Origin of the sequence: Avibacterium endocarditidis (assembly GCF_965138825.1) — a bacterium.
Classification (GTDB): domain Bacteria; phylum Pseudomonadota; class Gammaproteobacteria; order Enterobacterales; family Pasteurellaceae; genus Avibacterium; species Avibacterium endocarditidis.
Genome location: NZ_CBCSDH010000021.1, coordinates 18237 through 39926, shown reverse-complemented (window position 1 = coordinate 39926; position 21690 = coordinate 18237). Strand labels below are relative to the sequence as shown.

The following is a 21690-nucleotide window of genomic DNA, read 5'->3' as shown; positions in this document are numbered from 1 at the left end:
CTGCCGTTCTTGCAGTAACTTCTGCGATAAAAAACTCCAGCAGTTTTTTCTGTATGGATTTCTTTAATTTACAATGTGTTATCTTCATTTTTGTAGTATAGCATTGTTGCTAATCTACTACAGCCCCAAAATCTTTAAACCACTTTAAAATACAGCGATGAAAGACATTGTGAAAATTGTTCTCACCTAATCGCAGTGTGGAATTCATAGCACTGTTTTAGGAAAATACTGGCATCGGTTGCGTGATCAAGCTTGCCTTGGGACGTTAATAATGGAACGAAAGACAGGAAAAGCATTTTGTTTAAACACAATATTCAAATCAAATTGGTTGGTAAGATCAGTAATAACACTGCAAATCAGGTGGCAAAACTGTTTGCTGTTGCAGCGTTGATTATCGCGTTCGCTGTGTTGTTGGGAATGGGGGCAACATTGCTCAGTTATTTTTAGTAAGTCAATTTTTTCATTCAGCAAAAAATAAGTGCGGTGGAAAATTTGGAAATTTTTCACCGCACTTAATTATTTTGGTTAAATGTGATTATTCTTCTTCTTCAGTAAAGCGAGCGGCTTTGTAACGAGGATTCATCAGATTTTCTAAAGAGAGAATATCATCGAGTTGCTCTTCTGTGAGCAAGCCTCGTTCTAGTACCACTTCGCGCACGCTTCTGCCTGTTTCTGCACAAATCTTACCAACAATATCACCATTGTGGTGGCCGATAAATGGATTGAGATAGGTAACAATGCCGATAGAATTTAATACATAGTTACGGCACACATCTGCGTTCACGGTGATGCCATTTACGCATTTATCACGTAAGTTCACGCACGCATTGCTGAGAAGTGAAATGGATTCAAACATTGCTTGACCAATCACCGGTTCCATTACGTTAAGCTGTAATTGCCCTGCTTCGGCGGCGAAAGTAACGGTGGTGTCGTTACCGATCACTTTAAAGCACACTTGGTTTACCACTTCTGGCACAACAGGGTTTACTTTGGCTGGCATAATAGACGAACCTGCTTGTAATTCTGGCAAGTTGATTTCATTTAGCCCTGCTCTTGGGCCTGAAGATAAAAGGCGTAAGTCATTACACACTTTGGATAATTTCACCGCAGTGCGTTTTAAGGCACTGTGAACCATCACATAAGCGCCGCAGTCGGAAGTGGCTTCGATTAGGTTTTCAGAAGGCACACAAGGCAATTGACTTACTTCAGCAAGGTATTTCACCGCCAGTTCCGCATAGCCTTCAGGGGTGTTTAAGCCCGTACCAATGGCGGTTGCGCCAAGATTGACTTCAAGCAGTAATTTTGCTGTGCGTTTTAGGTTACGCACTTCTTCTTCCAATAACACGGAGAAAGCTTTAAATTCTTGCCCTACGGTCATTGGCACGGCATCTTGTAATTGGGTGCGTCCCATTTTTAGCACATCGGCAAATTCTTTGGCTTTGGCTTCAAAACCTTTTTGTAGATAACGGATATTTTTCAGCAAGTGCATAATGCTGTTATATACCGCAATGCGGAAGCCCGTTGGATAGGCGTCATTGGTGGATTGGCTGGCATTAACGTGATCCATTGGATCGATAATGTCGTATTCGCCTTTTTTATGCCCGAGCAATTCCAACGCAAGGTTGGCAATCACTTCATTGGTGTTCATATTCACGGAAGTGCCTGCACCGCCTTGATACACATCTGTTGGGAATTGATCCATACAGCGCCCATTTTCTAGCACTTCATCACAGGCTTTGACAATGGCATTGGCAATTTTTTTCGGAATTGCCCCTAGCTCACCATTGGCTAGCGCGGTGGCTTTTTTCACCATCACCATTCCGCGTACAAATTCTGGTACGTCAGAAATGGTATCATCTGAAATGTTGAAATTTTCCATTGCGCGCAACGTGTGAATGCCCCAGTAGGCATCATTTGGTACTTCGCGTTCACCTAATAAATCCACTTCAATACGAGTATTTTTCATAATAATTTCCTTATGCTCGGTTGTTCGTGAAATCATTATAGTCATTTCATTAGGTGAAAAAATTGAGCTAGATCACATTGCGAAAAAGGGAACTAAGATATTAATTTATCGCTAGAATTAGATTTTTTTGTGCTTCAAGGCGGAAAGCATTTTATCGCCTTAACAGGAAAGCGAAAAAATGTTCCTTAAACTTAATGCAATGCCGTCTTCATCATTGCTCGCAGTAATTTGTTTGGCAATGCGTTTAATTTCCTCTGGTGAATTGCCCATTGCAATACCTAAGCCCACATATTGCAACATATCGAGATCATTAAAATTATCCCCAAAAGCAATGATGTCTGCTTTATCTACGGCAGCTCGCTGTGCCATAAATTTAATGGCATTGGCTTTGGTCGCCGCTTTGTTCATTATTTCTAAATATTCTTTTTTAGAACGGTGAATAGAAAGCTGTGGAAATTGTTGTTTGAGCAAAGGTTCAATCTGCTCAATCTGTTCCGCTTCTCCCATTAATAAAATTTTGTGAACATTGCTTAAATGTTGCGGTTTTTCTTTTGCTGCTAGCCCTGTGATTTCACTTTCTTGCTTAATCCAATGGCTGTCTAAATCTGTGGTAACCCAATCAAGATGAGAATAATAACTCACTGAAAGCGTAGGGTGCTGGGCTAAGATCTGTTCCAGTTGAGGCAAAAGCGTATTTTCTAAGGTGATGGAATAAAGTGCGGTGAGATTTTTGTCTAAAATTAATGCCCCGCTGTAGCAGACAATTTCATTTTCATTATAAAGTTGTTCCATATAAGGCAAAATGGCGTAAGGGGGGCGAGCGGAAACAGGAATAAAAGGAATGCCTTGCTGCATAATGCGCTGTATGGCTTGTGCCGTTGATGGGCTAATTTGATGTTGGCTATTTAGCAAGGTGCCGTCCATATCTGAGAAAACCATTTTGTATGCCATTGTCTTTACTCCTGTCTTTACTCCTTTTCGAGCCAAATTGCGTTTTCATTCTAAAAATCCCTCAGCAAAAAGTAAAGGTTATGTAAATAGCTTCTCTTTTCTTCGTTTCTTTTTGTGACACAGATCATATTTTCAACAAAAAGACGTTTAATCTGCCAAAAATTAGGATTACACTTTCTGAGTATTTGCAATCGGTTGCATTGCTTTACTTATTTTGCTGAAACGTTTTTTCAAACAAATTTGGAGGTTATATGACCCATATTATTGTTGCAACGCACGGTAAATTTTCAGAAGAACTAGTAAATTCAGCGGCAATGGTTTACGGCGAAGATGAAAATACCCACGTTGTAACCTTTTTACCGGGTGAGGGTGGAGAGCATTTAGTCGAGAAATATCAGGCGATTATTGCCCAATTACCAGAAAATGAACCCGTTCTATTTTTGGTGGATTTATTTGGTGGTAGCCCTTATAACGCGGCAAGCCGTGTTGCCACAATGCGTGGAGAAAATACAGATATTGTAACTGGCGTGAATTTGCCAATGCTACTTGAGGTGTTAGACGCGAAAGACGACGCTTCTCTCGCGGAATTAGTGAGTACGGCAAAAGAAGTGGGCGTAGCGGCAGTGCGTTCGTTCCAGCCTGAGAAAACCACAACAAAACAGGTAGCGCCTGCTCAAGTTGCCACTTCAGAAACACCAAAAACTTCAGAAAAAAGCACCGCACTTACTGGCAATATGAATATTTCTTTATTACGCATTGATAGCCGTTTGATTCACGGTCAGGTGGCGACCTCTTGGGCGAAAGCAGTGAAGTGCGAGGCGATTTTTGCGGTGAGTGACGAAGTGTCTGAAGATCCAATCCGCCGTGATTTGCTCTTGCAAGTTGCGCCAGAACATTTGAAATCCTATGTGATTCCCGTAGAAAAAGCCATTAAGGTTTACCACAATCCGAAATATGCAGGGAAGAATATTCTGTGGCTGGTAACCAATCCAACAGATATTGTTCGCCTAATTGAAGGGGGCGTGAAAGTGGATAAAGTGAATGTGGGCGGTATGACTTATAAAGAAGGCAATCAGCAGCTTTCACAAGCGGTTACCGTAAACCAACAAGATGTGGAAGCGTTCCGTAAATTATTAGATTTAGGGGTTGATCTGAGCTTGCAACAAGTGGCAAGCAGCCCGAAAGAACCATTAACCAAACAAAAACTTGACGCATTAAAATTCTAATTAAGAGGACTTATTTATGACGACTATGGAAATTATCCTCGTTACCCTTGTTGCCGCAATTTGCGGTATGGGGAGCGTGTTAGATGAAAGACAAACTCACCGTCCACTAGTGGCTTGTACGCTGATTGGTTTGGTGCTAGGTGATATTACTTCTGGCGTTATTATTGGCGGTACGCTTGAAATGCTTGCGCTTGGCTGGATGAACGTTGGGGCGGCAATGGCGCCTGATGCAGCTTTAGCCTCGGTGATCGCAGCTATTTTGGTGATCAAAGGTGGGCAAGATAAAGGTACAGCCATTGCCATCGCTATTCCTGTGGCGGCGGCTGGGCAGGTGCTAACCATTTTTGTGCGAACCCTCACGATTTTCTTACAACATAAAGCCGATGATTTTGCTAAACAGGCGAATTTCAGAGGTATTGAACTATGCCATTTTTCAGGCTTAGCCCTACAAGCGTTAAGGGTAGCTATTCCAACTTTCTTCGTGGCATTAGTGGCAGGCACAGATACCGTAACCACGGCTTTAAATGCGATTCCTGAAGTGGTAACTCGTGGCTTACAAATTGCAGGGGGCTTCATCGTGGTTGTGGGTTATGCAATGGTGATTAATATGATGCGTGCTGGCGCATTAATGCCGTTCTTCTTCGTGGGCTTTGTGATTGCCTCATTCTCTAACTATAACCTTGTTGGTTTAGGGTTATTAGGCGCTTGTTTAGCATTAATTTATATTCAATTAAACCCGCGTTTTAATCAGGCAACCCTGCCTGCTGCAAGTGCGAAAAAAGAACTTGCCGATGATGAACTTGAAGGTCTATAAGAGAAGGAATTGATTATGTCAGAGAAAAAACAATTAACTAAAGCGGATATTCGTAGCACTTACTGGCGTTCGACATTTTTATTAGGCTCATTTAACTTTGAGCGTATGCAAGCAATGGGATTTTGTGTATCAATGATCCCCGCAATCAAACGCTTATATAGCAAAAAAGAAGATCAAGCCGATGCGTTAAAACGCCACCTTGAATTTTTTAATACGCAACCTTGGGTTGCTTCGTCAATCATTGGTGTAACAGCAGCAATGGAGCAAGAGCGTGCTAACGGCGCGACAGACATTGATGACGCAGCGATTAGCGGTGTAAAAGTGGGACTAATGGGGCCATTAGCTGGCGTGGGTGATCCTATTTTCTGGGGAACATTACGCCCTGTTCTCGCCGCCTTAGGGGCAGGTTTAGCCATTAGCGGAAGCCTATTAGGGCCATTGCTATTCTTTATCGGCATTAACATTTTCCGTGCCTTAACCCGTTGGTATGGCTTCCATTATGGTTATGCGAAAGGAACGGAAATTGTGCAAGATATGGGCGGTGGTCGCTTACAAAAACTCACCCAAGGGGCATCTATTCTGGGGTTATTTGTAATGGGGGCGCTGGTATCCAAATGGACAACCATCAATATTCCACTTGAACTCTCGCGCTATGTCAATTCGCAAGGGCAAGAAGTGGTAACAACAGTGCAAAGCGTGTTAAATGAACTGCTTCCGGGGCTTGCCGCCTTAGGTTTAACTTTCTTGTGTATGTATTTATTGCAGAAAAAAATCAACGCAATGTACATTATTTTTGCCTTGTTTGGTGTGGGCATTGTGGGATACTATTTCGGTATTTTAGCCTAACTAAAATTTACTAAAGGGCGGTGTTAAAAACCGCCTTTTTTATTAGAGTAAACAAATTCACAATGATAATAAAAAGGAATGTTTGATGAAGTTAAAAGATCTAATTAATCCGCCAGAAAATGAAAGCTATTTAAAAAATAGTTCTAAATTAATCACCGCACTTTTTATTATTGGCGGAATTGCCTACTACCCAACTAAAGGCTACGGCACGGTGATTGCCCTTGTGATCGCCTTAATGATATTAGTCGGACAAAAATTATTACTTTCACAAATTAATAAAGATTTTGCTGATATGTATTTTGCCAAAGAACAATTTGAAAAACTTGGCAATAAAACCTATTTAGAATTTATTGTCGCTCGTTCGAGCCAAATTTTACAAGACAATAAAGTGTTATCGGAAAAAGGAAAGCAAGAATTAAACGCATTGCAACAATACGCCACTTCAGCTTTAGCAAAGCGCCAATGATATTATTTTCAAGAATAAAAAATAGGCTTAAAAAATTTAAGCCTATTTTTATTAAAATTTAGAAAAAAGCACCGCACTTTTAGTTTGGCAATTCTGGGAATAACATTTTAATCACGTCCAAAGTGAGGCGGCGGGATTTTCCTGAGTAAGGGAAAATGTGCATCATCATCATTGGGTTAAAGTTGGCTTCGATTACGCCCCAAGATTGTAAGCTTGGCTCAGCGGGCTTGTGGAGATCCGGAATAATGAGATCCACGCCACAAACTGCCGCGCCCATTGCCTTGGTAATGCCAACAGCGAGCGCTTTATAGCTTGGGTGCATTTCATCGGTCATATCAATGCTATCACCGCCTGTGCTGATATTTGAATTTGCGCGTAACTGTACAATACGCCCTGCTTCAGGAATACTATCCACCGTTAAGCCTTGCTCTTTGAGTTGCAGTTTTTCAATATCGCCAAGGGCAATGTTTTTCAATGGTGTACGACTGCCATCGCCACGCAATGGGTGATCGTTTTTCGCCGCGACCAATTCTGCTACGCTATGTTTGCCATCACCCACCACATTGGCTGGCACGCGTAATAGCACGGCAAGGGTTTCATCACCTAGCACGAAGAAACGATATTCCGTGCCGCTTAGATAATCTTCCACCATCACTTCTTTATCTTCACGGAAGGCAATTTCAATGGCTTTCGCAAAATCTTCACGGTTGCTGACCCCTTGTTGGAAAATGGTGATGCCTAAACCATAATTGGTAGATTTTGGCTTAATTACCACGGCGCGCCCTTCAAATAAGCCGTAATTCGCAATAGCTTGTTCGGCGGAGGTAAATTCCAAACTTTGTGGCACGTTAAAGCCTGCTTTATGCAACACTTTTTTGGTTACCACTTTGTTTTCCATAATTAATGGTGAAATGTAGCTGTCTTTTGAGGTCATATTGCCGTTTTTCACATATTCAATATGATCGCCTACTTGCAAGCAAAGGAACTGATCCTGCTCGTCCAAAATTTCTGTTTTAATACCTTTTTGGATCAAGTCAAACAATAACGCTTGGGTGGATAATTCCATATTATCAAAGGCTTCCAATGCATAAAAACGCTCAAAAGCATTGGCTTTATATTGTTGCGCAAGGGCTGCCCCAAGTTTTTGGTAATCACCTGCTTTTTCAATGGCTTGCACTAAACGTCCGCCAAGGGTTAAAGCAGGATCGGCAAACTGTTGTAATTTTTGTTGCACGATTTCACTGATTTCTTGCGGAGCCTGAATCTCTTGCAACATGGCTAATAATTGATTTAATAATTGTTCACCTTCTGCGGCATATTGGGTTGGTGAAAGGGGATTTTCTAGTGCTACTTCAGCCAATCTTACCTTGCCTAATTCCACACCATTTTGATCCACGGTTTCATCAAGCCAAATCATTAATAAGACGAAATAATGGATAAATTTCGCATCGCTGAGGGTGATACCGTATTGATCGAACGGGTTAAGATCGAACAAGCGAAACTCTAAATATTGAATACCGTTGTTGAGCAATTCGCGGGCTTTTTTCGCGCCACGCAAACGCACATTGGAATAAAATTCTTTTTCGGCAATGAGCTTGCCTGTTTTCACCCAATGCTCAAGGCTTTCCACATAGCTTTCAATGCTATCAAAAGACACTTTAATTTCAGGATCATTCACATAGCCATATTGGCTTGAGCGCAGGCTGCGAACATATTGCCCTGCTTTTAATGGGCTACCTTGTTTGAAATAATTGTCTTGCACCGTTGGTGTTGCGGCCAGCAAATAAAGTAAAACCCACTGATAACGAAGGAAATTCTTCGCCATTTTGAGATATAAATCGTTCTGAAATTGCACCGCACTTTGATATTCTGACTGTGCTTTAAAAAGGGTCTGTACCAGTTCAGGATCAAGCTGGAAGTTGTAATGAATCCCACTCACCATTTGCTTATTTTTGCCATAAGATTTCACTAAATGCTCGCGGTAAGCCACATCTTCGGCATTGTCTAATTGTGCCACTTGAATTTGATCTTCAGGTGGCAAGCCTGCTGGCATACTTAGAGGAAACAAATATTCATCTTCAGGAATGGAACGTAACACCACTTGATGAATGGCAGAAAGCCAACGCAGGCTATCTTCCAATTTATGCTGTGGCGGGGTGATCATTTCCACTTGGCTTTCAGCAAAATCCGTTTGAATATAAGGGTGATACGATCGATTGCCAAAAACCTTAGGGTGTTCAGTGGTTACGATAGAGCCGTCTGCGTGTACACGCTGGCTCTCTTTTTCAATCCCAAATGAGCCTTGTTGGAATAACAGCCCAAGATGGTTTTGCTTAATGGTTTGTTGGATTTTCATATTTTTCCTTCTATTCAAGGTTAGGACAATGCTGACTATTATCTAAGCTCATTACTAAAAAGGCAAAAACTAAATCTTTATGAGTTATAGCGATTTGATCTTAAACAAATCACGACATATTTCGCCATAAAATAGATAGGCGGATTTTACTCCGCCCCAATTAAATCTTAGTTAGTTTTTGCTTAGCGATGCTTAATGCTCTTCTCTTGCGTGGTTTAAGCTGTATTTTGGAATTTCCACCACAAGATCTTCATTGCCAATTTGGCATTGGCAGCTTAAACGGCTATCTACTTCTAAGCCCCAAGCCTTATCTAGCATATCGTCTTCCGCTTCGCTGCTTTCATTTAAACTATCAAAGCCTTCGCGAATAATCACGTGGCAGGTGGTGCAAGCGCAGGATTTATCGCAAGCGTGTTCAATTTCAATGCCGGCATCTAATGCCACATCTAATAAATTATCCCCTTCGGCGGCGTCCACCACCATTCCTTCCGGACAAAGGGTTTCGTGAGGTAAAAAAATCACTTTAGCCATAATCACTATTCCTTAAAATTCTCAATTTCATCAATAGAATGCCCTGAAAGTGCCGTTCTGATGGATTTATCCATACGGCGTGCAGCAAATTCTTGCGTGGCACGATCCAAGGCTTTAATGCCTTGCTTAATGGCAAGGCTATCTTCTTGTTGTACTAATTCTTGCAGCGAAATTAACGCATTTTTCACCGCACTTAATTCTTCATCATTCAGCAGACTTTCGTCCTGTTGCAAGGCAGAATGCACGCTTTCAATCACACGGGTTGCTTCCACGCGCTGTTCCGCTAATAAACGTGCTTGAATGTCTTCTTTGGCATTTTCCATTGAGGCTTTCAGCATTGCGGCAATTTCTTCATCGGTTAGCCCGTAAGAGGGTTTCACCTGAATGGAGGATTGCACGCCAGTGGATTTTTCCATTGCGGTTACACTCAGCAAACCGTCTGCGTCCACTTGGTAGGTTACGCGAATATGCGCAGCCCCTGCTGCCATTGGCGGAATACCACGCAAGGTAAAACGCGCTAGGGAGCGGCAATCTGCCACCATTTCACGCTCACCTTGCACAATATGCACGCTCATTGCGGTTTGACCGTCTTTAAAGGTGGTGAACTCTTGCGCTCTTGCCACAGGAATGGTGGTGTTGCGTGGAATGATTTTTTCCACTAAACCGCCCATTGTTTCAATCCCTAAGGAAAGCGGAATCACGTCCAATAGCAACATTTCGCTATCTGGCTTGTTGCCCACTAAAATATCCGCTTGAATCGCCGCCCCAAGTGCTACAACTTTATCAGGATCGATAGCGGTTAATGGCTCACGTTGGAAAAACTCGCCCACTTTTTCACGCACAAATGGCACACGGGTTGAACCACCCACCATCACCACTTCACGCACATCTTGTGGACTGATGCCTGCATCTTTTAATGCACGGCGACAGGCCATTAATGAGCGCTTCAGCAACGGCTCAATGAGCTGATTAAAGGTTTCGCGGCTAAGCTCGCCTTGCCAATTTTGATATTCAACGCGGCTGCTTTGCGCGTCAGACAACGCGGTTTTCAGCTGTTTCGCTAAGTTCCAAAGCTCACGGGTTTGTTGATCATTTTGCGGTGCAATGCCAGATTGTTCCACGATCCAATCGGCGATCAGATGATCGAAATCATCACCGCCCAATGCCGTATCACCGCCCGTAGCCAGCACTTCAAACACGCCTTTGGATAAACGTAAAATGGAAATATCAAAAGTGCCGCCGCCTAGATCGTAAACTGCAATGACACCTTCTTGTCCGCTGTCTAAGCCATAGGCAATGGCGGCTGCGGTGGGTTCATTAAGTAAACGTAATACGTTTAACCCTGCCAATTTCGCTGCATCTTTGGTGCTTTGACGTTGTGCGTCATCAAAATAGGCTGGCACGGTGATCACCGCCCCTTGCAATTCGCCGCCGAGGCGTTTTTCTGCAAGTGCGGTCAATTTTTTCAGAATTTCGCTTGAAACTTCAATGGGGCTACGCACACCTTGCGCGGTTTCAAATAAAGGCAAACCATTTTCGCTTTGCTGAAAACGGTAAGGCAAATTCGGATAACGATGCTGCACGTCCGCCAATGAACGGCCGATTAAACGCTTAACAGAAATAATGGTATTTTGCGGATCAAGACTGGCTAATTCCCCGGCTTCATACCCCACAAGCACGGGCTGGTTGGCAGAAAAATTAACAATTGAAGGCGTTAATGCACGCTCTTTTTCGTCCAATAAAATTTCTGCCATTCCACTGCGCACGGTGGCAACAAGGGAATTGGTTGTGCCAAGATCAATGCCCACCGCTAATTTGTGTTGGTGCGGCGCGCTGGTTTGTCCTGGTTCCGCAATTTGTAATAAAGCCATTGTTATTCTCTTTAAAAATCCATTAAGTTGTCTTCAATGCGTTCAACTTCAAGTAACAGTTTTTTGATGAAACGTAAACGATCCGTCAGCATTTGTGCCTTTGCCCAATCTTGCGCAGAAAGTGCGGTATTTAATAGGATTAAAATTTCCTGCCGTTGTGCGCTGATTTGATCGGAAAACTGCATTAGCGCATCGCTGTCTTTCTGCTGTTCAATATCTTCAAGCTCTTCGCGCCATTGCATTTGTTGCATTAAAAATGCCATATCTTGGCTGGTTTTTTCTTCCACATTTTGGTTGCCTAAATGCAAGGCAATAATGCTATCAGCACGGGCAATGGGATCTTTTAATATTTGCAAGGCATCATTCACTTCTGCCGATTTTTGCATTGCTAAACGCTGTTCTTGCGTTGAACGATGTGCAAAATTATCGGGATGCAGGGATTTTTGCAATGCCAAATAACGGTTATTCAAGAGATCAAGATCAAGTGAAAATGCCACTGGCAAATCAAACAATGCAAAAGGATTGTTCATTGGTGTTCCTATTAAACGTTAAAACTTTCGCCGCAGCCACATTCATCTTTCACGTTAGGATTGGTGAATTTGAACCCTTCGTTTAAGCCTTCTTTGACAAAATCCAGTTGTGTGCCGTTGAGATACACCAAGCTTTTGGTATCCACGATTACTTTCACACCGTGATCTTCAAAAACTTGATCGTCTTCGTTTAAGGTATCCACAAATTCAAGCACATAAGCCAAGCCTGAACAGCCTGAGGTTTTAATGCCTAAGCGTAACCCAATGCCTTTGCCACGGTTAGCAAGGAAGGTTTTGACGCGATTTGCTGCACTTTCGGTTAATGTTACGCTCATAAGGTTCTCCACAAAATGATGAAAAGTGCGGTTAAATTTCACCGCACTTTTATTTGCTTAAATTATTCGCCGCGTTTTGCTTTGTAATCAGCGATAGCTGATTTAATGGCATCTTCTGCCAAAATGGAGCAATGCACTTTTACTGGTGGAAGTTCTAATTCTTCCGCAATTTGGCTATTTTTGATGGCTTGAGCTTCATCAAGAGATTTGCCTTTCACCCACTCAGTGATCAATGAGCTTGAAGCAATGGCTGAACCGCAGCCGTACGTTTTGAATTTTGCATCTTCAATAATGCCGTCATCATTCACTTTGATTTGTAACTGCATTACATCGCCACAAGCAGGCGCGCCCACCATTCCGCTTCCCACGGTTGGATCTTTTTTATCGAATGAACCTACGTTACGCGGGTTCTCATAATGATCGATTACTTTGTCGCTATATGCCATTTTTCTGTTCCTTTTGCTAAATTAATGGTGAGTCCACTCAATTGAGTTAAGATCAATGCCTTCTTTGAACATATCCCATAATGGGGATAATTCTCTTAATTTTTCCACCGCACCTTTCACCAGATTGATGGTGTAATCAATTTCTTCTTCGGTGGTGTAACGTCCCACAGTAAAGCGGATTGAGCTGTGTGCAAGCTCATCGTTTAGACCTAAAGCACGCAACACATAAGACGGCTCAAGGCTGGCTGAAGTACAAGCTGAACCTGATGAAACGGCAATATCACGCAATGCCATCATTAAACTTTCACCTTCCACATAGTTAAAGCTGATGTTTAGGTTGTTGTCCACACGGTGTTCCATTGAGCCATTCACATAGGTTTCTTCGATGTCTTTTAAGCCGTTGTACAAACGATCACGCAATGCTTTTAAGCGTGGCATTTCGGTTGCCATTTCTTCTTTACAAATGCGATAGGCTTCGCCCATACCCACAATTTGGTGAACAGGCAATGTACCAGAACGCATACCACGTTCGTGGCCGCCACCGTGAATGATCGCTTCTAAACGAACGCGCGGTTTACGGCGTACATATAACGCACCAATCCCTTTTGGCCCGTAAAGTTTGTGGCTTGACATAGACATTAAGTCCACGTTCAATTCCGCTAAATTAATCGGCAATTTACCCACGCTTTGTGTTGCATCGGTGTGGAAAATAATTTTACGCTCACGGCACAGATCGCCAATGGCTTTAATATCTTGGATCACACCAATTTCGTTATTAACGTGCATAATAGACACTAAAATGGTGTCGTCACGCATTGCATTTTTTAATTCTTCTAAGTCGATTAAACCGTCTGATTTCGGTGTTAAGTAGGTAACTTCAAAGCCTTCACGTTCTAACTGACGGCAAGTATCTAGCACCGCTTTGTGTTCTGTTTTGCAGGTGATAATGTGTTTGCCTTTGCTTTGATAAAAATGCGCTGCACCTTTAATTGCAAGGTTGTCGGCTTCTGTCGCTCCAGAGGTGAACACGATTTCACGGCTATCCGCACCGATTAAATCGGCAATGTGATTACGCGCCACATCAACGGCTTCTTCCGCTTGCCAACCGAATTTATGAGAACGGGACGCAGGGTTCCCGAACGTGCCTTCGATGGTTAAAAACTCCATCATTTTTTTCGCGACACGCTCGTCCACAGGGCAAGTTGCCGCATAATCCAAATAAATAGGTAATTTCATTCTACACTCCTAAAAAAATCTATTATTTTGCACCGCACTTTATTTATTAAAGCTAAGGGCTTTATTTTTAAGGCGAAGGATTTTGACGATAAAACACTAAGCGTTTTCGTTTAGCATCACTAAATTGTCAAAATCTTTATGATGACGGTGCTGAGGCTTTTCCTGATGATGTTTTTCCACCAGTTCCGCCAAAGTAATTTCATTTAAAAAATTTTCAATTCGCTGGCTGAGTTCGTCCCATAAAGAATGGGTTAAACATTGCTGCCCGCCTTTGCAATCCCCTTGTCCTAAGCAACGGGTTACGGTGATATTTTCATTCACCGCAGCGATGATCATTCCAATAGAAATTTTATCGCTTGGTTGCCCAAGCTGATACCCCCCACCGGGGCCACGCACACTTTTCACCAAACCGTGGCGGCGTAATTTTGCGAATAATTGTTCTAAATAAGAAAGGGAAATATGCTGTCTTTCTGAAATATCAGCCAAGCTAACAGGGCCATTTTCAGTATTTAATGCAATATCTAAAATCGCAGTTACAGCATAACGACCTTTTGACGTTAATTTCATCTTCTACTTCCTTCTAGCAATTAGGCGGTTATCTTACATAACCTTCTAAATTAGTCAACTATTCCCTATTGAAATTTCCGCTTTTTTCCACCGCACTTAACATTCCGCGTAGGATATTTAATTCATTTTTTTCCACTTCGGCGCGCAGATATAAACGTCTTAATTTTTGCATAACACCTTGATTTTGAATGAAACCTAGCTGTTGATAAAGGCGTTCCGTATGGGCAAAAAAGTATTCTAATTCCTGTGCCGTTGGATAGGTGTTTTCTATTGATGAAAGTGATAAATCCACGTCTTTTTTATTTTCTTCCAACCACGCCATTCGCAATTCATAGCATATTAATTGCACTGCCATTGCTAAATTCAGCGAAGAATAATCAGGATTGGCAGGAATGGTTAAATGATAACGACATTTCAGCAATTCTTCATTGGTTAGCCCAATACGTTCGCGCCCGAACACGATGGCGACTTTATGTTGTTTCGCAAAGGCAACCGCTTTTTCCGCACAAGCACGGGGTTCAAGTAAGGTGCTTTGCAAATGGCGCAGGCGAGCGCTTGTGCCAATAACAAATTCACAATCCGCTACGGCTTGATCAAAGGTCGGCACGATAACCGCATTCTTCACCACATCATCAGCTCCCGCCGCTAATGCAATGGCTTGCTCATCAACAGTTTGTTTTGGTGCAACGAGATAAAGCTGGCTTAATCCCATTGTTTTCATTGCGCGTGCTGCTGATCCAATATTGCCGCTATGAGAGGTTTCTACTAGCACAATGCGAATATTTTCTAACATTTTGATTCTGCATTATCTGACTACAAATTGTGGGTATTCTAGCACAATACCCACAAAGTGCGGTCAGAAATAGGAAAATTTTTCGCGCCCAACAGGGTTTTTCTCGCTTTTTGCTTAAAAAATCACTATAATTCGTGGCCTTAAATGATGTTCTTTAAAATCTGGTGGAAATATGAATCCAATGTTAAATATCGCTATTCGTGCGGCACGAAAAGCGGGCAATATTATTGCTAAAGGTTATGAACGCCGTGATGATATTCAAGCGGTGGCAAAAAGCGCGAATGATTTTGTTACCAATATTGATAAAGCTTCTGAAGCAGCTATTATTGATGTGATCCAAAAAGCCTATCCTGACCATACCATTATTACTGAAGAAAGTGGTGCGTTAGAAGGTAAAGAAAGCGATGTGCAATGGGTGATTGATCCACTAGATGGTACGACAAATTTCATCAAAGGATTACCGCACTTTTCGGTTTCTATCGCGGTTCGTGTGAAAGGCAGAACCGAAGTTGGCGTGGTTTATGATCCTATCCGTAATGAACTCTTCACCGCTGTGCGTGGACAAGGCGCAAAAATCAACGAACTGCGTCTGCGTGCAGAAAACACCAAACGTGAATTGCAAGGCGCAATCTTAGCTACCGGTTTCCCATTCAAAAAAATGTCGGCAATGCCAACGCAATTTGCAATGATGAGCAATCTTGTCAATGAAGGAAAAGTGGCTGATTTCCGTCGTACTGGCTCAGCAGCGTTAGATATGTGCTATGTGGCTGCTAACCGTGTTGATGGCTATTTTGAAATGGGCGTGAAAGCTTGGGACATTGCAGCAGGTGATCTTATCGCCCGCGAAGCTGGTTGTTTAGTCACGGATTTTGAAGGCGGACACAGCTATTTAACTTCAGGCAACGTAGTAGCCGCCCCTGCGCGTTTAGTAAAAGAAATCTTAAACCAAATTCAGCCTTGTTTAGCCGTTGCTCGCTAAACAACGCATTTTTAATCTAAACCTCTTAAATTAGCTAAATCGGAAAATAGGCGAGTGAATAACTTGCCTATTTTTTTAGAAGAAAGATAAAAAAATCCCCTCATTAAAGAGGGGATAAGATGAAATTCATTTTGAATGATGAATTAGATGTTTACTTTTTTCTCAAAACGCTCTGCTGCGTAATCCCAGTTCACCACGTTCCAGAATTCTTTAATGTAGTCTGGACGGCGGTTTTGGAATTTTAAGTAGTATGCGTGTTCCCAAACATCTAAACCGAAAATTGGGTAGCCTTCGCAACCTGCGATTTCTTTACCCATTAACGGGCTGTCTTGGTTTGCTGTGGAAACTACTTCTAATTTACCGTTGTTTAACACTAACCACGCCCAGCCAGAACCGAAACGAGTTGCAGCTGCTTTTTCAAATTCTGCTTGGAATGCTTCCACAGAACCGAAATCACGGATAATGGCGTCTTTTAACGCGCCTTGTAAGGTAGTGCCTTTTTTCAAGCTTTTCCAGAACAAGCTATGATTAACGTGGCCACCGGCATTATTGCGTAAACCTGTGCGTTTATCTGCTGGCACTTCTGCTAATTTGGTGATTAACTCACCCGGGCAAAGTTCAGTAAATTGCGGTAACGTTTCTAAAATGGCGTTAGCGTTGTTCACATAAGCTTGGTGGTGTTTGCTGTAGTGAATTTCCATTGTTTGCGCATCGAAATGTGGTTCTAATGCATCGTAGGCATAGCCTAGTTCAGGTAGAGTGTAAGCCATAAAATTTTCCTTCTTAAAATAATCATTAGGTACTAAATTCTTGCGTATTCTAGCAAGAAACTTGATTAAGATCATTAAAAGTTTAAATTTCTAGCGAAAAATAAATAGGGCAGAAAATCTGCCCTAACTCTCTTTTCCTTTTTAAGCTTCTTGCTGTGCTTTCACTGCGGCAACCGCCACCATATTGATAATACGGCGAACGGAAGAGGCAGAGGTTAAAATATGCGCGGTTTTATTTACACCCATTAAGATTGGCCCAATGGTGATTGGTGTTGCGGTGCCTTGTAGTAAGTTAAGGCTGATACGCGCCGCTTCCATTGTTGGCATAATTAGCAAGTTTGCTGCGCCTTTTAACGGGCTATCTGGCATCACTTCGTTGCGTAAACTTTCGGAAAGCGCAATGTCGCAGTGCATTTCACCATCAATGATTAATTCTGGCGCTTTTTCACGCACAAGTTTTAACACTTCACGCATTTTCACTGCATTTTCATCATTGAAGCTACCATAATTAGAATGGGAAACCAACGCCACTTGTGGCTCGATACCAAAACGGCGAACTTCTGCCGCAGACATTAAGGTGATTTCCGCTAATTCTTCTGCCGTTGGATTTGGATTAACGAACGTATCGGCGATAAACAAGTTGCCTGTTGGTAACACCAAACCATTCACAGTAGCAGGAATTGCGCCTGCTTTCACACCAGTGAAATCTTTGATTGCGCCTAAGTGAGAAGCATAAGGCCCAACCAATCCGCAGAGCATTGCATCGGCTTTGCCAAGTTCTAACAACACTGTGCCAAGTGCGGTCGGATTATGCAACATTTTACGTTTTGCGCCTGATGGCGTCATTCCTTGGCGTTTTAACTTGTCGTGATAACGTTGCCAGCATTCGTCATAGTAAGGATTGTTTTCGATGTCGATAATGTCAAAATCACGTCCCGCTTCAAGATGTAAGCCAAGTTTTTTGATTTTCTCTGCGATGATATGCGTGCGTCCTAGCAACACAGGTTGTGCAATGCCTAAAGTGGCAATTTCTTGCACGGCGTGAAGCACGCGCGTTTCTTCACCATCTGTCAGTAAGACACGTTTTTTGTCTTGTTTCGCTTGGGCGAACACTGGTTTCATAAATAAATTCGTTTTGTAAACGAATTGAGTGAGTTTTTCTAAATAGGCATCAAAATCTTCAATCGGACGGGTTGCCACGCCGCTATCCATCGCCGCTTTCGCAACCGCTGGGGCAATTTTCACAATAAGACGCGGATCGAATGGTTTTGGAATTAAATAATCTGGCCCAAAAGAAATTTCCGCGCCACCATAGGCGGAAGTAACCACTTCGCTTTGCTCTGCCAAGGCGAGATCGGCAATGGCGTACACCGCGGCTAATTTCATTTCTTCATTAATGGTGGTGGCGCTCACATCTAATGCACCACGGAAAATGAATGGGAAACAAAGCACGTTATTCACTTGGTTTGGATAGTCTGAACGGCCTGTACAAACAATCGCATCAGGGCGAACTTCTTTGGCAAGTGGCGGTAAAATTTCAGGTTCTGGGTTTGCCAAAGCAAGAATTAGCGGATTTGGCGCCATCACTTTAACCATTTCTTGGGTCAATGCGCCCGCCGCGGAACAGCCAAGGAAAATATCACAATTCGGCATTGCGTCTGCCAAGGTGCGCGTGCCGTTATCTTCAATGGCGTAAAGCTTTTTGGTTTCGTCCATTCGTTCATCACGGCCTTTGAAAATCACGCCTTTGGAATCGCACACGGTGATGTGTTCTTTTTTCATTCCAAGGGAAACCAACAAGTTCAAGCAAGCGATAGACGCCGCTCCGGCGCCTGAAGCCACCAGTTTGACGTCCTCAATTTTTTTATTCACAATGCGTAGCCCATTGATGACCGCAGCCGCTGAAATAATGGCTGTGCCGTGCTGATCATCGTGGAATACCGGAATATTCATTCGCTCACGCAATTTTTGTTCAATGTAAAAACACTCTGGGGCTTTGATGTCTTCAAGGTTAATCCCGCCGAACGTTGGCTCAAGTGCGGCGATAATTTCGACTAATTTATCAGGATCTTTTTCATCAATTTCAATATCAAACACATCTACGCCAGCGAACTTTTTAAATAGCACGCCTTTCCCTTCCATTACGGGTTTGCCTGCTAAGGCGCCGATATTACCTAAGCCTAGCACCGCCGTTCCATTAGAAATTACCGCAACGAGATTGCCGCGAGCGGTGTATTTATAAGCATTGGCAGGATCTTTTTCAATTTCTAAACAAGGCTCTGCCACTCCCGGTGAATAAGCTAAAGCAAGATCACGCTGTGTGGCGAGAGATTTGGTTGGGGTAACTTCAATTTTTCCCGGCTTTGGAAATTCGTGGAAATCAAGCGCCGCTTGGCGTAATTGTGCGTCCATAAAACAGTCCTTATAACAATTTGAAAAGGTTGTGAGAATAATTCAACGCCCTATTATAGGCGAAAAAATCAGAAAATCTGTGATTTACAACACATTATTTACAATTCATTCACAAAATCAACCGCACTTTTGTTTTCGGTGTAGCTAGGGGCTTCTCACCAAGAGAAGCACTCTTGATTTTGAACAGCCCCTAGGGTTTTATGCCGAGATGTTGTACAATGTTTCGCTTTTATAAACGAGAAAATCACGCAATGAGATTAGATAAATTTTTAGCCGAGCAAACAGGACTAACGCGCTCTCAAGCCAATAAAGCACTACGCCAAAGTGCGGTGCAAATTAATGGAAAAATTGAGAAAAGCGGCGCAACCAAAGTGAGTGCGGAAGATGAGATTTACTTTGATGGTGAACGCCTTACTTGGTTTGAAGCGGGGCAGTATATTATGCTGAATAAACCGCAAGGCTATGTTTGCTCCAATGATGATGGCGATTATCCGACAATTTATCAATTCTTTGATTATCCCCTTGCCGGCAAATTGCACAGCGCAGGACGCTTAGATGTGGATACCACAGGGCTGGTGTTGCTCACCGATGATGGGCAGTGGTCGCATCGCATCACTTCACCAAAACATCATTGCGAGAAAACCTATTTGGTTACCCTTGCCGATCCCGTAGAAGATCATTATCAACAAGCCTGCTCCGAAGGCATTTTATTGCGTGGTGAAAAACACCCTACCAAGCCTGCTAAACTTGAAATTATTGATGATTACAATGTGAATCTCACCCTAAGTGAAGGGCGTTATCATCAAGTAAAACGAATGTTTGCCGCCTTAGGCAACAAAGTGATTGGACTGCATCGCTGGAAAATTGGCGATGTGGTGCTAGATGATCATTTAGAAGAAGGGGAATACCGTCCTTTAAGCGCAGAAGAATTAAACGCATTAAAATAAGGATAGCATTTTGAGCGAAAAAACGATTCATAAACCCAGCTTTATTTTCATTTTGACCCTTGGGCTACTTTCAATGTTGCCGCCGCTTGGGGTAGATATGTATTTGCCTGCCTTTTTGCGAATGTCGCAAGATTTGCACGTTAGCCCTGAACAAATTCAGCATACCCTAACCTTTTTCGCTTATGGTATGGCAGCAGGACAGCTTTTCTGGGGGCCTGTGGGCGATAGCTATGGGCGTAAACCCATTATTCTGCTAGGCGTGATTGTCAGTGCCATTACCGCGTTAATTCTCACAACAATTAATCAAATTGGCAGTTTTACCGTGCTACGCTTTATGCAAGGCTTTTTTGGTGCTGCGCCCGTAGTTTTAGTGGGCGCACTATTACGCGATCTTTTCAGTAAAAATGAACTTTCTCGCACAATGTCCACAATCACCCTTGTGTTTATGATCGCCCCACTGGTTGCACCAATTATTGGTGGCTATTTGGTAACTTATTTCCATTGGCACTCGATCTTTTATGTGATTGCGGTAATGGGGGCGCTAAGTACCTTGCTGGTGTTTTTCATCATTCCTGAAACCCATAAAAAAGAAAATCGCATTCCCTTACGCTTAAATATTGTAGTGCGCAATTTTGTGAATTTATGGCAGAAAAAAGAAGTGTTGGGTTATATGTTTATGAGCGCCTTTGGCTTTGGTGGCTTGTTTGCGTTCTTAACCGCGGGATCGATCGTATATATCGGCATTTATGGCATTCCAGAGCAAAACTTTGGTTATTTCTTTATGCTAAATATTAGCGTGATGACTTTAGGATCGTTTTTAAACGGACGCTTGGTAACCAAAGTCGGCGCAGAAAAAATGTTGCAAACAGGTTTGATCATTCAATTTCTTGCGGCGATTTGGCTATTATTAGTGGTGTTTTTCGATCTTGGCTTTTGGTCAATGGCCATTGGCGTAGCACTGTTTGTTGGGCAGAATTCACTCATTAGCTCAAACGCAATGGCATCAATTTTAGAAAAATTCCCAGCGATGGCAGGCACTGCAAATTCAATGGTGGGCAGTGTACGTTTCGGCACGGGCGCTTGTGTGGGATCGCTCGTTGCATTAATGAAAATTAACAGCGCCGCGCCAATGCTTTTAACCATGGTCGGCTGCTCATTTTTAGCGGTCAGCTGCTATTATTTCTTAACCTACAAACGCCTATAATTTCGTTTTTTCCGTTAGCCCTGAAAGAATAGAACAATCAGGGCTATCATTTCCTTGGCAGGAACAGTGCCAACGTTGCAACAAATCCAACATTTCTTGTAAGCTCGCAATCTTATCTTTTAGCTCTGTAATATGTTGTTCTGTAATGGCTTTTACTTCGCGACTGGTGCGATTCGGATCGCTATTTAACCTTAACAATTCGCGAATTTGTTGCAATGAAAATCCCACTTTACGCGCGTTACTAATAAAGCGCAGCTGGCTTAAATCCTGCTCAGAATAAAAGCGATAACCTGATAAAGTACGTTGCGCCTCTGGCAATAAGCCCGCTTTTTCATAATCCCGAATTTGCTTGGCGGATAAACCTGCTTTTTCGGCTGCTTGGCTGATGTTCATTTTTTCCCCATTTTATTTGTAAGTTTTTGCAAAGAACTTTTTAAGTTTCTA

The 21690-nt window shown here is 42.6% G+C and carries 22 protein-coding genes and 1 pseudogene; 8 read left to right on the top strand and 15 right to left on the bottom strand.

Annotation, left to right across the window (positions count from 1 at the left end):
- Window positions 1-88 (bottom strand): annotated as a pseudogene (locus ACNAV8_RS10420) (IS1595 family transposase); the annotation flags it as partial.
- A gap of 209 nt (window positions 89-297) precedes the next feature.
- Here ACNAV8_RS10420 and ACNAV8_RS10415 point away from each other — a divergent pair.
- Window positions 298-447 (top strand): hypothetical protein, encoded by a 150-nt coding sequence (locus ACNAV8_RS10415; RefSeq protein ID WP_415777689.1) that lies wholly within the window; start codon window positions 298-300, stop codon window positions 445-447.
- 88 nt (window positions 448-535) lie between these two features.
- On the opposite strand, the gene aspA is transcribed toward ACNAV8_RS10415, so the two are convergent.
- Together aspA and ACNAV8_RS10405 are read right to left on the bottom strand one after the other, a co-directional pair.
- Window positions 536-1966, bottom strand: a complete 1431-nt coding sequence (gene aspA / locus ACNAV8_RS10410; RefSeq protein ID WP_415777688.1) for an aspartate ammonia-lyase — start codon at window positions 1964-1966, stop codon at window positions 536-538.
- Between the two features lie 159 nt (window positions 1967-2125).
- The gene (locus tag ACNAV8_RS10405) at window positions 2126-2917 is read right to left on the bottom strand and encodes a Cof-type HAD-IIB family hydrolase (RefSeq protein ID WP_415777687.1); all 792 of its coding nucleotides are present in this window, start codon (window positions 2915-2917) and stop codon (window positions 2126-2128) included.
- Window positions 2918-3168: 251 nt separating this feature from the next.
- On the opposite strand from ACNAV8_RS10405, the gene ACNAV8_RS10400 reads away from it, so the two are divergent.
- The 4 genes from ACNAV8_RS10400 to ACNAV8_RS10385 all read left to right on the top strand — a co-directional run bounded on the left by ACNAV8_RS10400 (window position 3169) and on the right by ACNAV8_RS10385 (window position 6269).
- A complete protein-coding gene (locus ACNAV8_RS10400; protein WP_103853932.1) occupies window positions 3169-4143 on the top strand; it encodes a mannose/fructose/sorbose PTS transporter subunit IIB in 975 nt (324 codons plus the stop codon).
- Window positions 4144-4159: 16 nt separating this feature from the next.
- A complete protein-coding gene (locus tag ACNAV8_RS10395; protein WP_035686175.1) occupies window positions 4160-4957 on the top strand; it encodes a PTS mannose/fructose/sorbose transporter subunit IIC in 798 nt (265 codons plus the stop codon).
- Between the two features lie 15 nt (window positions 4958-4972).
- The gene (gene manZ, locus ACNAV8_RS10390) at window positions 4973-5803 is read left to right on the top strand and encodes a PTS mannose transporter subunit IID (RefSeq protein ID WP_103855754.1); all 831 of its coding nucleotides are present in this window, start codon (window positions 4973-4975) and stop codon (window positions 5801-5803) included.
- A gap of 85 nt (window positions 5804-5888) precedes the next feature.
- The gene (locus ACNAV8_RS10385) at window positions 5889-6269 is read left to right on the top strand and encodes a hypothetical protein (protein ID WP_103855753.1); all 381 of its coding nucleotides are present in this window, start codon (window positions 5889-5891) and stop codon (window positions 6267-6269) included.
- Window positions 6270-6348: 79 nt separating this feature from the next.
- Here the strand turns inward: ACNAV8_RS10385 and gshAB are convergent, their stop codons facing one another.
- The 9 genes from gshAB to trmJ form a co-directional block, all read right to left on the bottom strand.
- Window positions 6349-8625: a bifunctional glutamate--cysteine ligase GshA/glutathione synthetase GshB gene (gene gshAB / locus ACNAV8_RS10380; RefSeq protein ID WP_103854781.1), complete on the bottom strand. Its 2277-nt coding sequence runs from the start codon at window positions 8623-8625 to the stop codon at window positions 6349-6351.
- 192 nt (window positions 8626-8817) lie between these two features.
- Entirely contained in the window at window positions 8818-9156 is a 339-nt protein-coding gene (gene fdx, locus ACNAV8_RS10375; protein ID WP_017805156.1) for an ISC system 2Fe-2S type ferredoxin, read from the bottom strand.
- Window positions 9157-9161: 5 nt separating this feature from the next.
- Complete coding sequence (hscA, locus tag ACNAV8_RS10370) at window positions 9162-11027, bottom strand: Fe-S protein assembly chaperone HscA (RefSeq protein WP_103854780.1); 1866 nt, start codon at window positions 11025-11027, stop codon at window positions 9162-9164.
- An 11-nt stretch (window positions 11028-11038) separates the two neighbouring features.
- Entirely contained in the window at window positions 11039-11557 is a 519-nt protein-coding gene (gene hscB / locus ACNAV8_RS10365) for a Fe-S protein assembly co-chaperone HscB (RefSeq protein ID WP_103854779.1), read from the bottom strand.
- An 11-nt stretch (window positions 11558-11568) separates the two neighbouring features.
- Window positions 11569-11892, bottom strand: coding sequence for an iron-sulfur cluster assembly protein IscA (iscA, locus tag ACNAV8_RS10360; RefSeq protein WP_035686194.1), 324 nt, complete (start codon window positions 11890-11892; stop codon window positions 11569-11571).
- Between the two features lie 62 nt (window positions 11893-11954).
- Window positions 11955-12338 (bottom strand): Fe-S cluster assembly scaffold IscU, encoded by a 384-nt coding sequence (iscU, locus tag ACNAV8_RS10355; RefSeq protein WP_103854778.1) that lies wholly within the window; start codon window positions 12336-12338, stop codon window positions 11955-11957.
- A gap of 21 nt (window positions 12339-12359) precedes the next feature.
- Entirely contained in the window at window positions 12360-13574 is a 1215-nt protein-coding gene (locus tag ACNAV8_RS10350; protein WP_035686199.1) for an IscS subfamily cysteine desulfurase, read from the bottom strand.
- A 96-nt stretch (window positions 13575-13670) separates the two neighbouring features.
- Entirely contained in the window at window positions 13671-14141 is a 471-nt protein-coding gene (gene iscR, locus ACNAV8_RS10345) for a Fe-S cluster assembly transcriptional regulator IscR (protein WP_035686202.1), read from the bottom strand.
- A gap of 58 nt (window positions 14142-14199) precedes the next feature.
- Window positions 14200-14934, bottom strand: a complete 735-nt coding sequence (gene trmJ / locus ACNAV8_RS10340; protein WP_103854777.1) for a tRNA (cytosine(32)/uridine(32)-2'-O)-methyltransferase TrmJ — start codon at window positions 14932-14934, stop codon at window positions 14200-14202.
- A 172-nt stretch (window positions 14935-15106) separates the two neighbouring features.
- Between trmJ and suhB the strand changes: the two genes are divergently transcribed.
- Window positions 15107-15913: an inositol-1-monophosphatase gene (gene suhB / locus ACNAV8_RS10335; protein WP_103854776.1), complete on the top strand. Its 807-nt coding sequence runs from the start codon at window positions 15107-15109 to the stop codon at window positions 15911-15913.
- Window positions 15914-16056: 143 nt separating this feature from the next.
- Here suhB and sodA read toward each other — a convergent pair whose 3' ends face one another.
- Together sodA and ACNAV8_RS10325 are read right to left on the bottom strand one after the other, a co-directional pair.
- On the bottom strand, window positions 16057-16683 hold the full coding sequence (gene sodA, locus ACNAV8_RS10330) for a superoxide dismutase [Mn] (RefSeq protein ID WP_415777686.1): 627 nt from the start codon (window positions 16681-16683) through the stop codon (window positions 16057-16059).
- Between the two features lie 141 nt (window positions 16684-16824).
- Window positions 16825-19095, bottom strand: a complete 2271-nt coding sequence (locus ACNAV8_RS10325) for an NADP-dependent malic enzyme (protein WP_415777685.1) — start codon at window positions 19093-19095, stop codon at window positions 16825-16827.
- 251 nt (window positions 19096-19346) lie between these two features.
- On the opposite strand from ACNAV8_RS10325, the gene rsuA reads away from it, so the two are divergent.
- Together rsuA and ACNAV8_RS10315 are read left to right on the top strand one after the other, a co-directional pair.
- Window positions 19347-20042 carry a 16S rRNA pseudouridine(516) synthase RsuA gene (rsuA, locus tag ACNAV8_RS10320; protein WP_103854782.1) on the top strand — a complete coding sequence of 232 codons (696 nt, stop codon included), beginning with the start codon at window positions 19347-19349 and terminating at the stop codon, window positions 20040-20042.
- Window positions 20043-20049: 7 nt separating this feature from the next.
- Entirely contained in the window at window positions 20050-21246 is a 1197-nt protein-coding gene (locus tag ACNAV8_RS10315; RefSeq protein ID WP_103854774.1) for a Bcr/CflA family multidrug efflux MFS transporter, read from the top strand.
- Here ACNAV8_RS10315 and cueR read toward each other — a convergent pair.
- Window positions 21241-21639, bottom strand: coding sequence for a Cu(I)-responsive transcriptional regulator (gene cueR, locus ACNAV8_RS10310; RefSeq protein WP_103853946.1), 399 nt, complete (start codon window positions 21637-21639; stop codon window positions 21241-21243). The genes ACNAV8_RS10315 and cueR overlap by 6 nt on opposite strands.
- Window positions 21640-21690 lie beyond the last annotated feature (51 nt).

What these genes read in the sequence shown, in the direction of transcription:
- iscU (WP_103854778.1), bottom strand. Translation starts at nt 12,338, where the DNA reads ATGGCATATAGCGACAAAGTAATCGATCATTATGAGAACCCGCGTAAC.
- cueR (WP_103853946.1), bottom strand. Translation starts at nt 21,639, where the DNA reads ATGAACATCAGCCAAGCAGCCGAAAAAGCAGGTTTATCCGCCAAGCAA.
- iscR (WP_035686202.1), bottom strand. Translation starts at nt 14,141, where the DNA reads ATGAAATTAACGTCAAAAGGTCGTTATGCTGTAACTGCGATTTTAGAT.
- rsuA (WP_103854782.1), top strand. Translation starts at nt 19,347, where the DNA reads ATGAGATTAGATAAATTTTTAGCCGAGCAAACAGGACTAACGCGCTCT.
- manZ (WP_103855754.1), top strand. Translation starts at nt 4,973, where the DNA reads ATGTCAGAGAAAAAACAATTAACTAAAGCGGATATTCGTAGCACTTAC.
- suhB (WP_103854776.1), top strand. Translation starts at nt 15,107, where the DNA reads ATGAATCCAATGTTAAATATCGCTATTCGTGCGGCACGAAAAGCGGGC.
- hscA (WP_103854780.1), bottom strand. Translation starts at nt 11,027, where the DNA reads ATGGCTTTATTACAAATTGCGGAACCAGGACAAACCAGCGCGCCGCAC.
- ACNAV8_RS10385 (WP_103855753.1), top strand. Translation starts at nt 5,889, where the DNA reads ATGAAGTTAAAAGATCTAATTAATCCGCCAGAAAATGAAAGCTATTTA.
- iscA (WP_035686194.1), bottom strand. Translation starts at nt 11,892, where the DNA reads ATGAGCGTAACATTAACCGAAAGTGCAGCAAATCGCGTCAAAACCTTC.
- ACNAV8_RS10400 (WP_103853932.1), top strand. Translation starts at nt 3,169, where the DNA reads ATGACCCATATTATTGTTGCAACGCACGGTAAATTTTCAGAAGAACTA.
- ACNAV8_RS10405 (WP_415777687.1), bottom strand. Translation starts at nt 2,917, where the DNA reads ATGGCATACAAAATGGTTTTCTCAGATATGGACGGCACCTTGCTAAAT.
- ACNAV8_RS10325 (WP_415777685.1), bottom strand. Translation starts at nt 19,095, where the DNA reads ATGGACGCACAATTACGCCAAGCGGCGCTTGATTTCCACGAATTTCCA.
- trmJ (WP_103854777.1), bottom strand. Translation starts at nt 14,934, where the DNA reads ATGTTAGAAAATATTCGCATTGTGCTAGTAGAAACCTCTCATAGCGGC.
- ACNAV8_RS10350 (WP_035686199.1), bottom strand. Translation starts at nt 13,574, where the DNA reads ATGAAATTACCTATTTATTTGGATTATGCGGCAACTTGCCCTGTGGAC.
- sodA (WP_415777686.1), bottom strand. Translation starts at nt 16,683, where the DNA reads ATGGCTTACACTCTACCTGAACTAGGCTATGCCTACGATGCATTAGAA.
- fdx (WP_017805156.1), bottom strand. Translation starts at nt 9,156, where the DNA reads ATGGCTAAAGTGATTTTTTTACCTCACGAAACCCTTTGTCCGGAAGGA.
- ACNAV8_RS10395 (WP_035686175.1), top strand. Translation starts at nt 4,160, where the DNA reads ATGACGACTATGGAAATTATCCTCGTTACCCTTGTTGCCGCAATTTGC.
- hscB (WP_103854779.1), bottom strand. Translation starts at nt 11,557, where the DNA reads ATGAACAATCCTTTTGCATTGTTTGATTTGCCAGTGGCATTTTCACTT.
- gshAB (WP_103854781.1), bottom strand. Translation starts at nt 8,625, where the DNA reads ATGAAAATCCAACAAACCATTAAGCAAAACCATCTTGGGCTGTTATTC.
- aspA (WP_415777688.1), bottom strand. Translation starts at nt 1,966, where the DNA reads ATGAAAAATACTCGTATTGAAGTGGATTTATTAGGTGAACGCGAAGTA.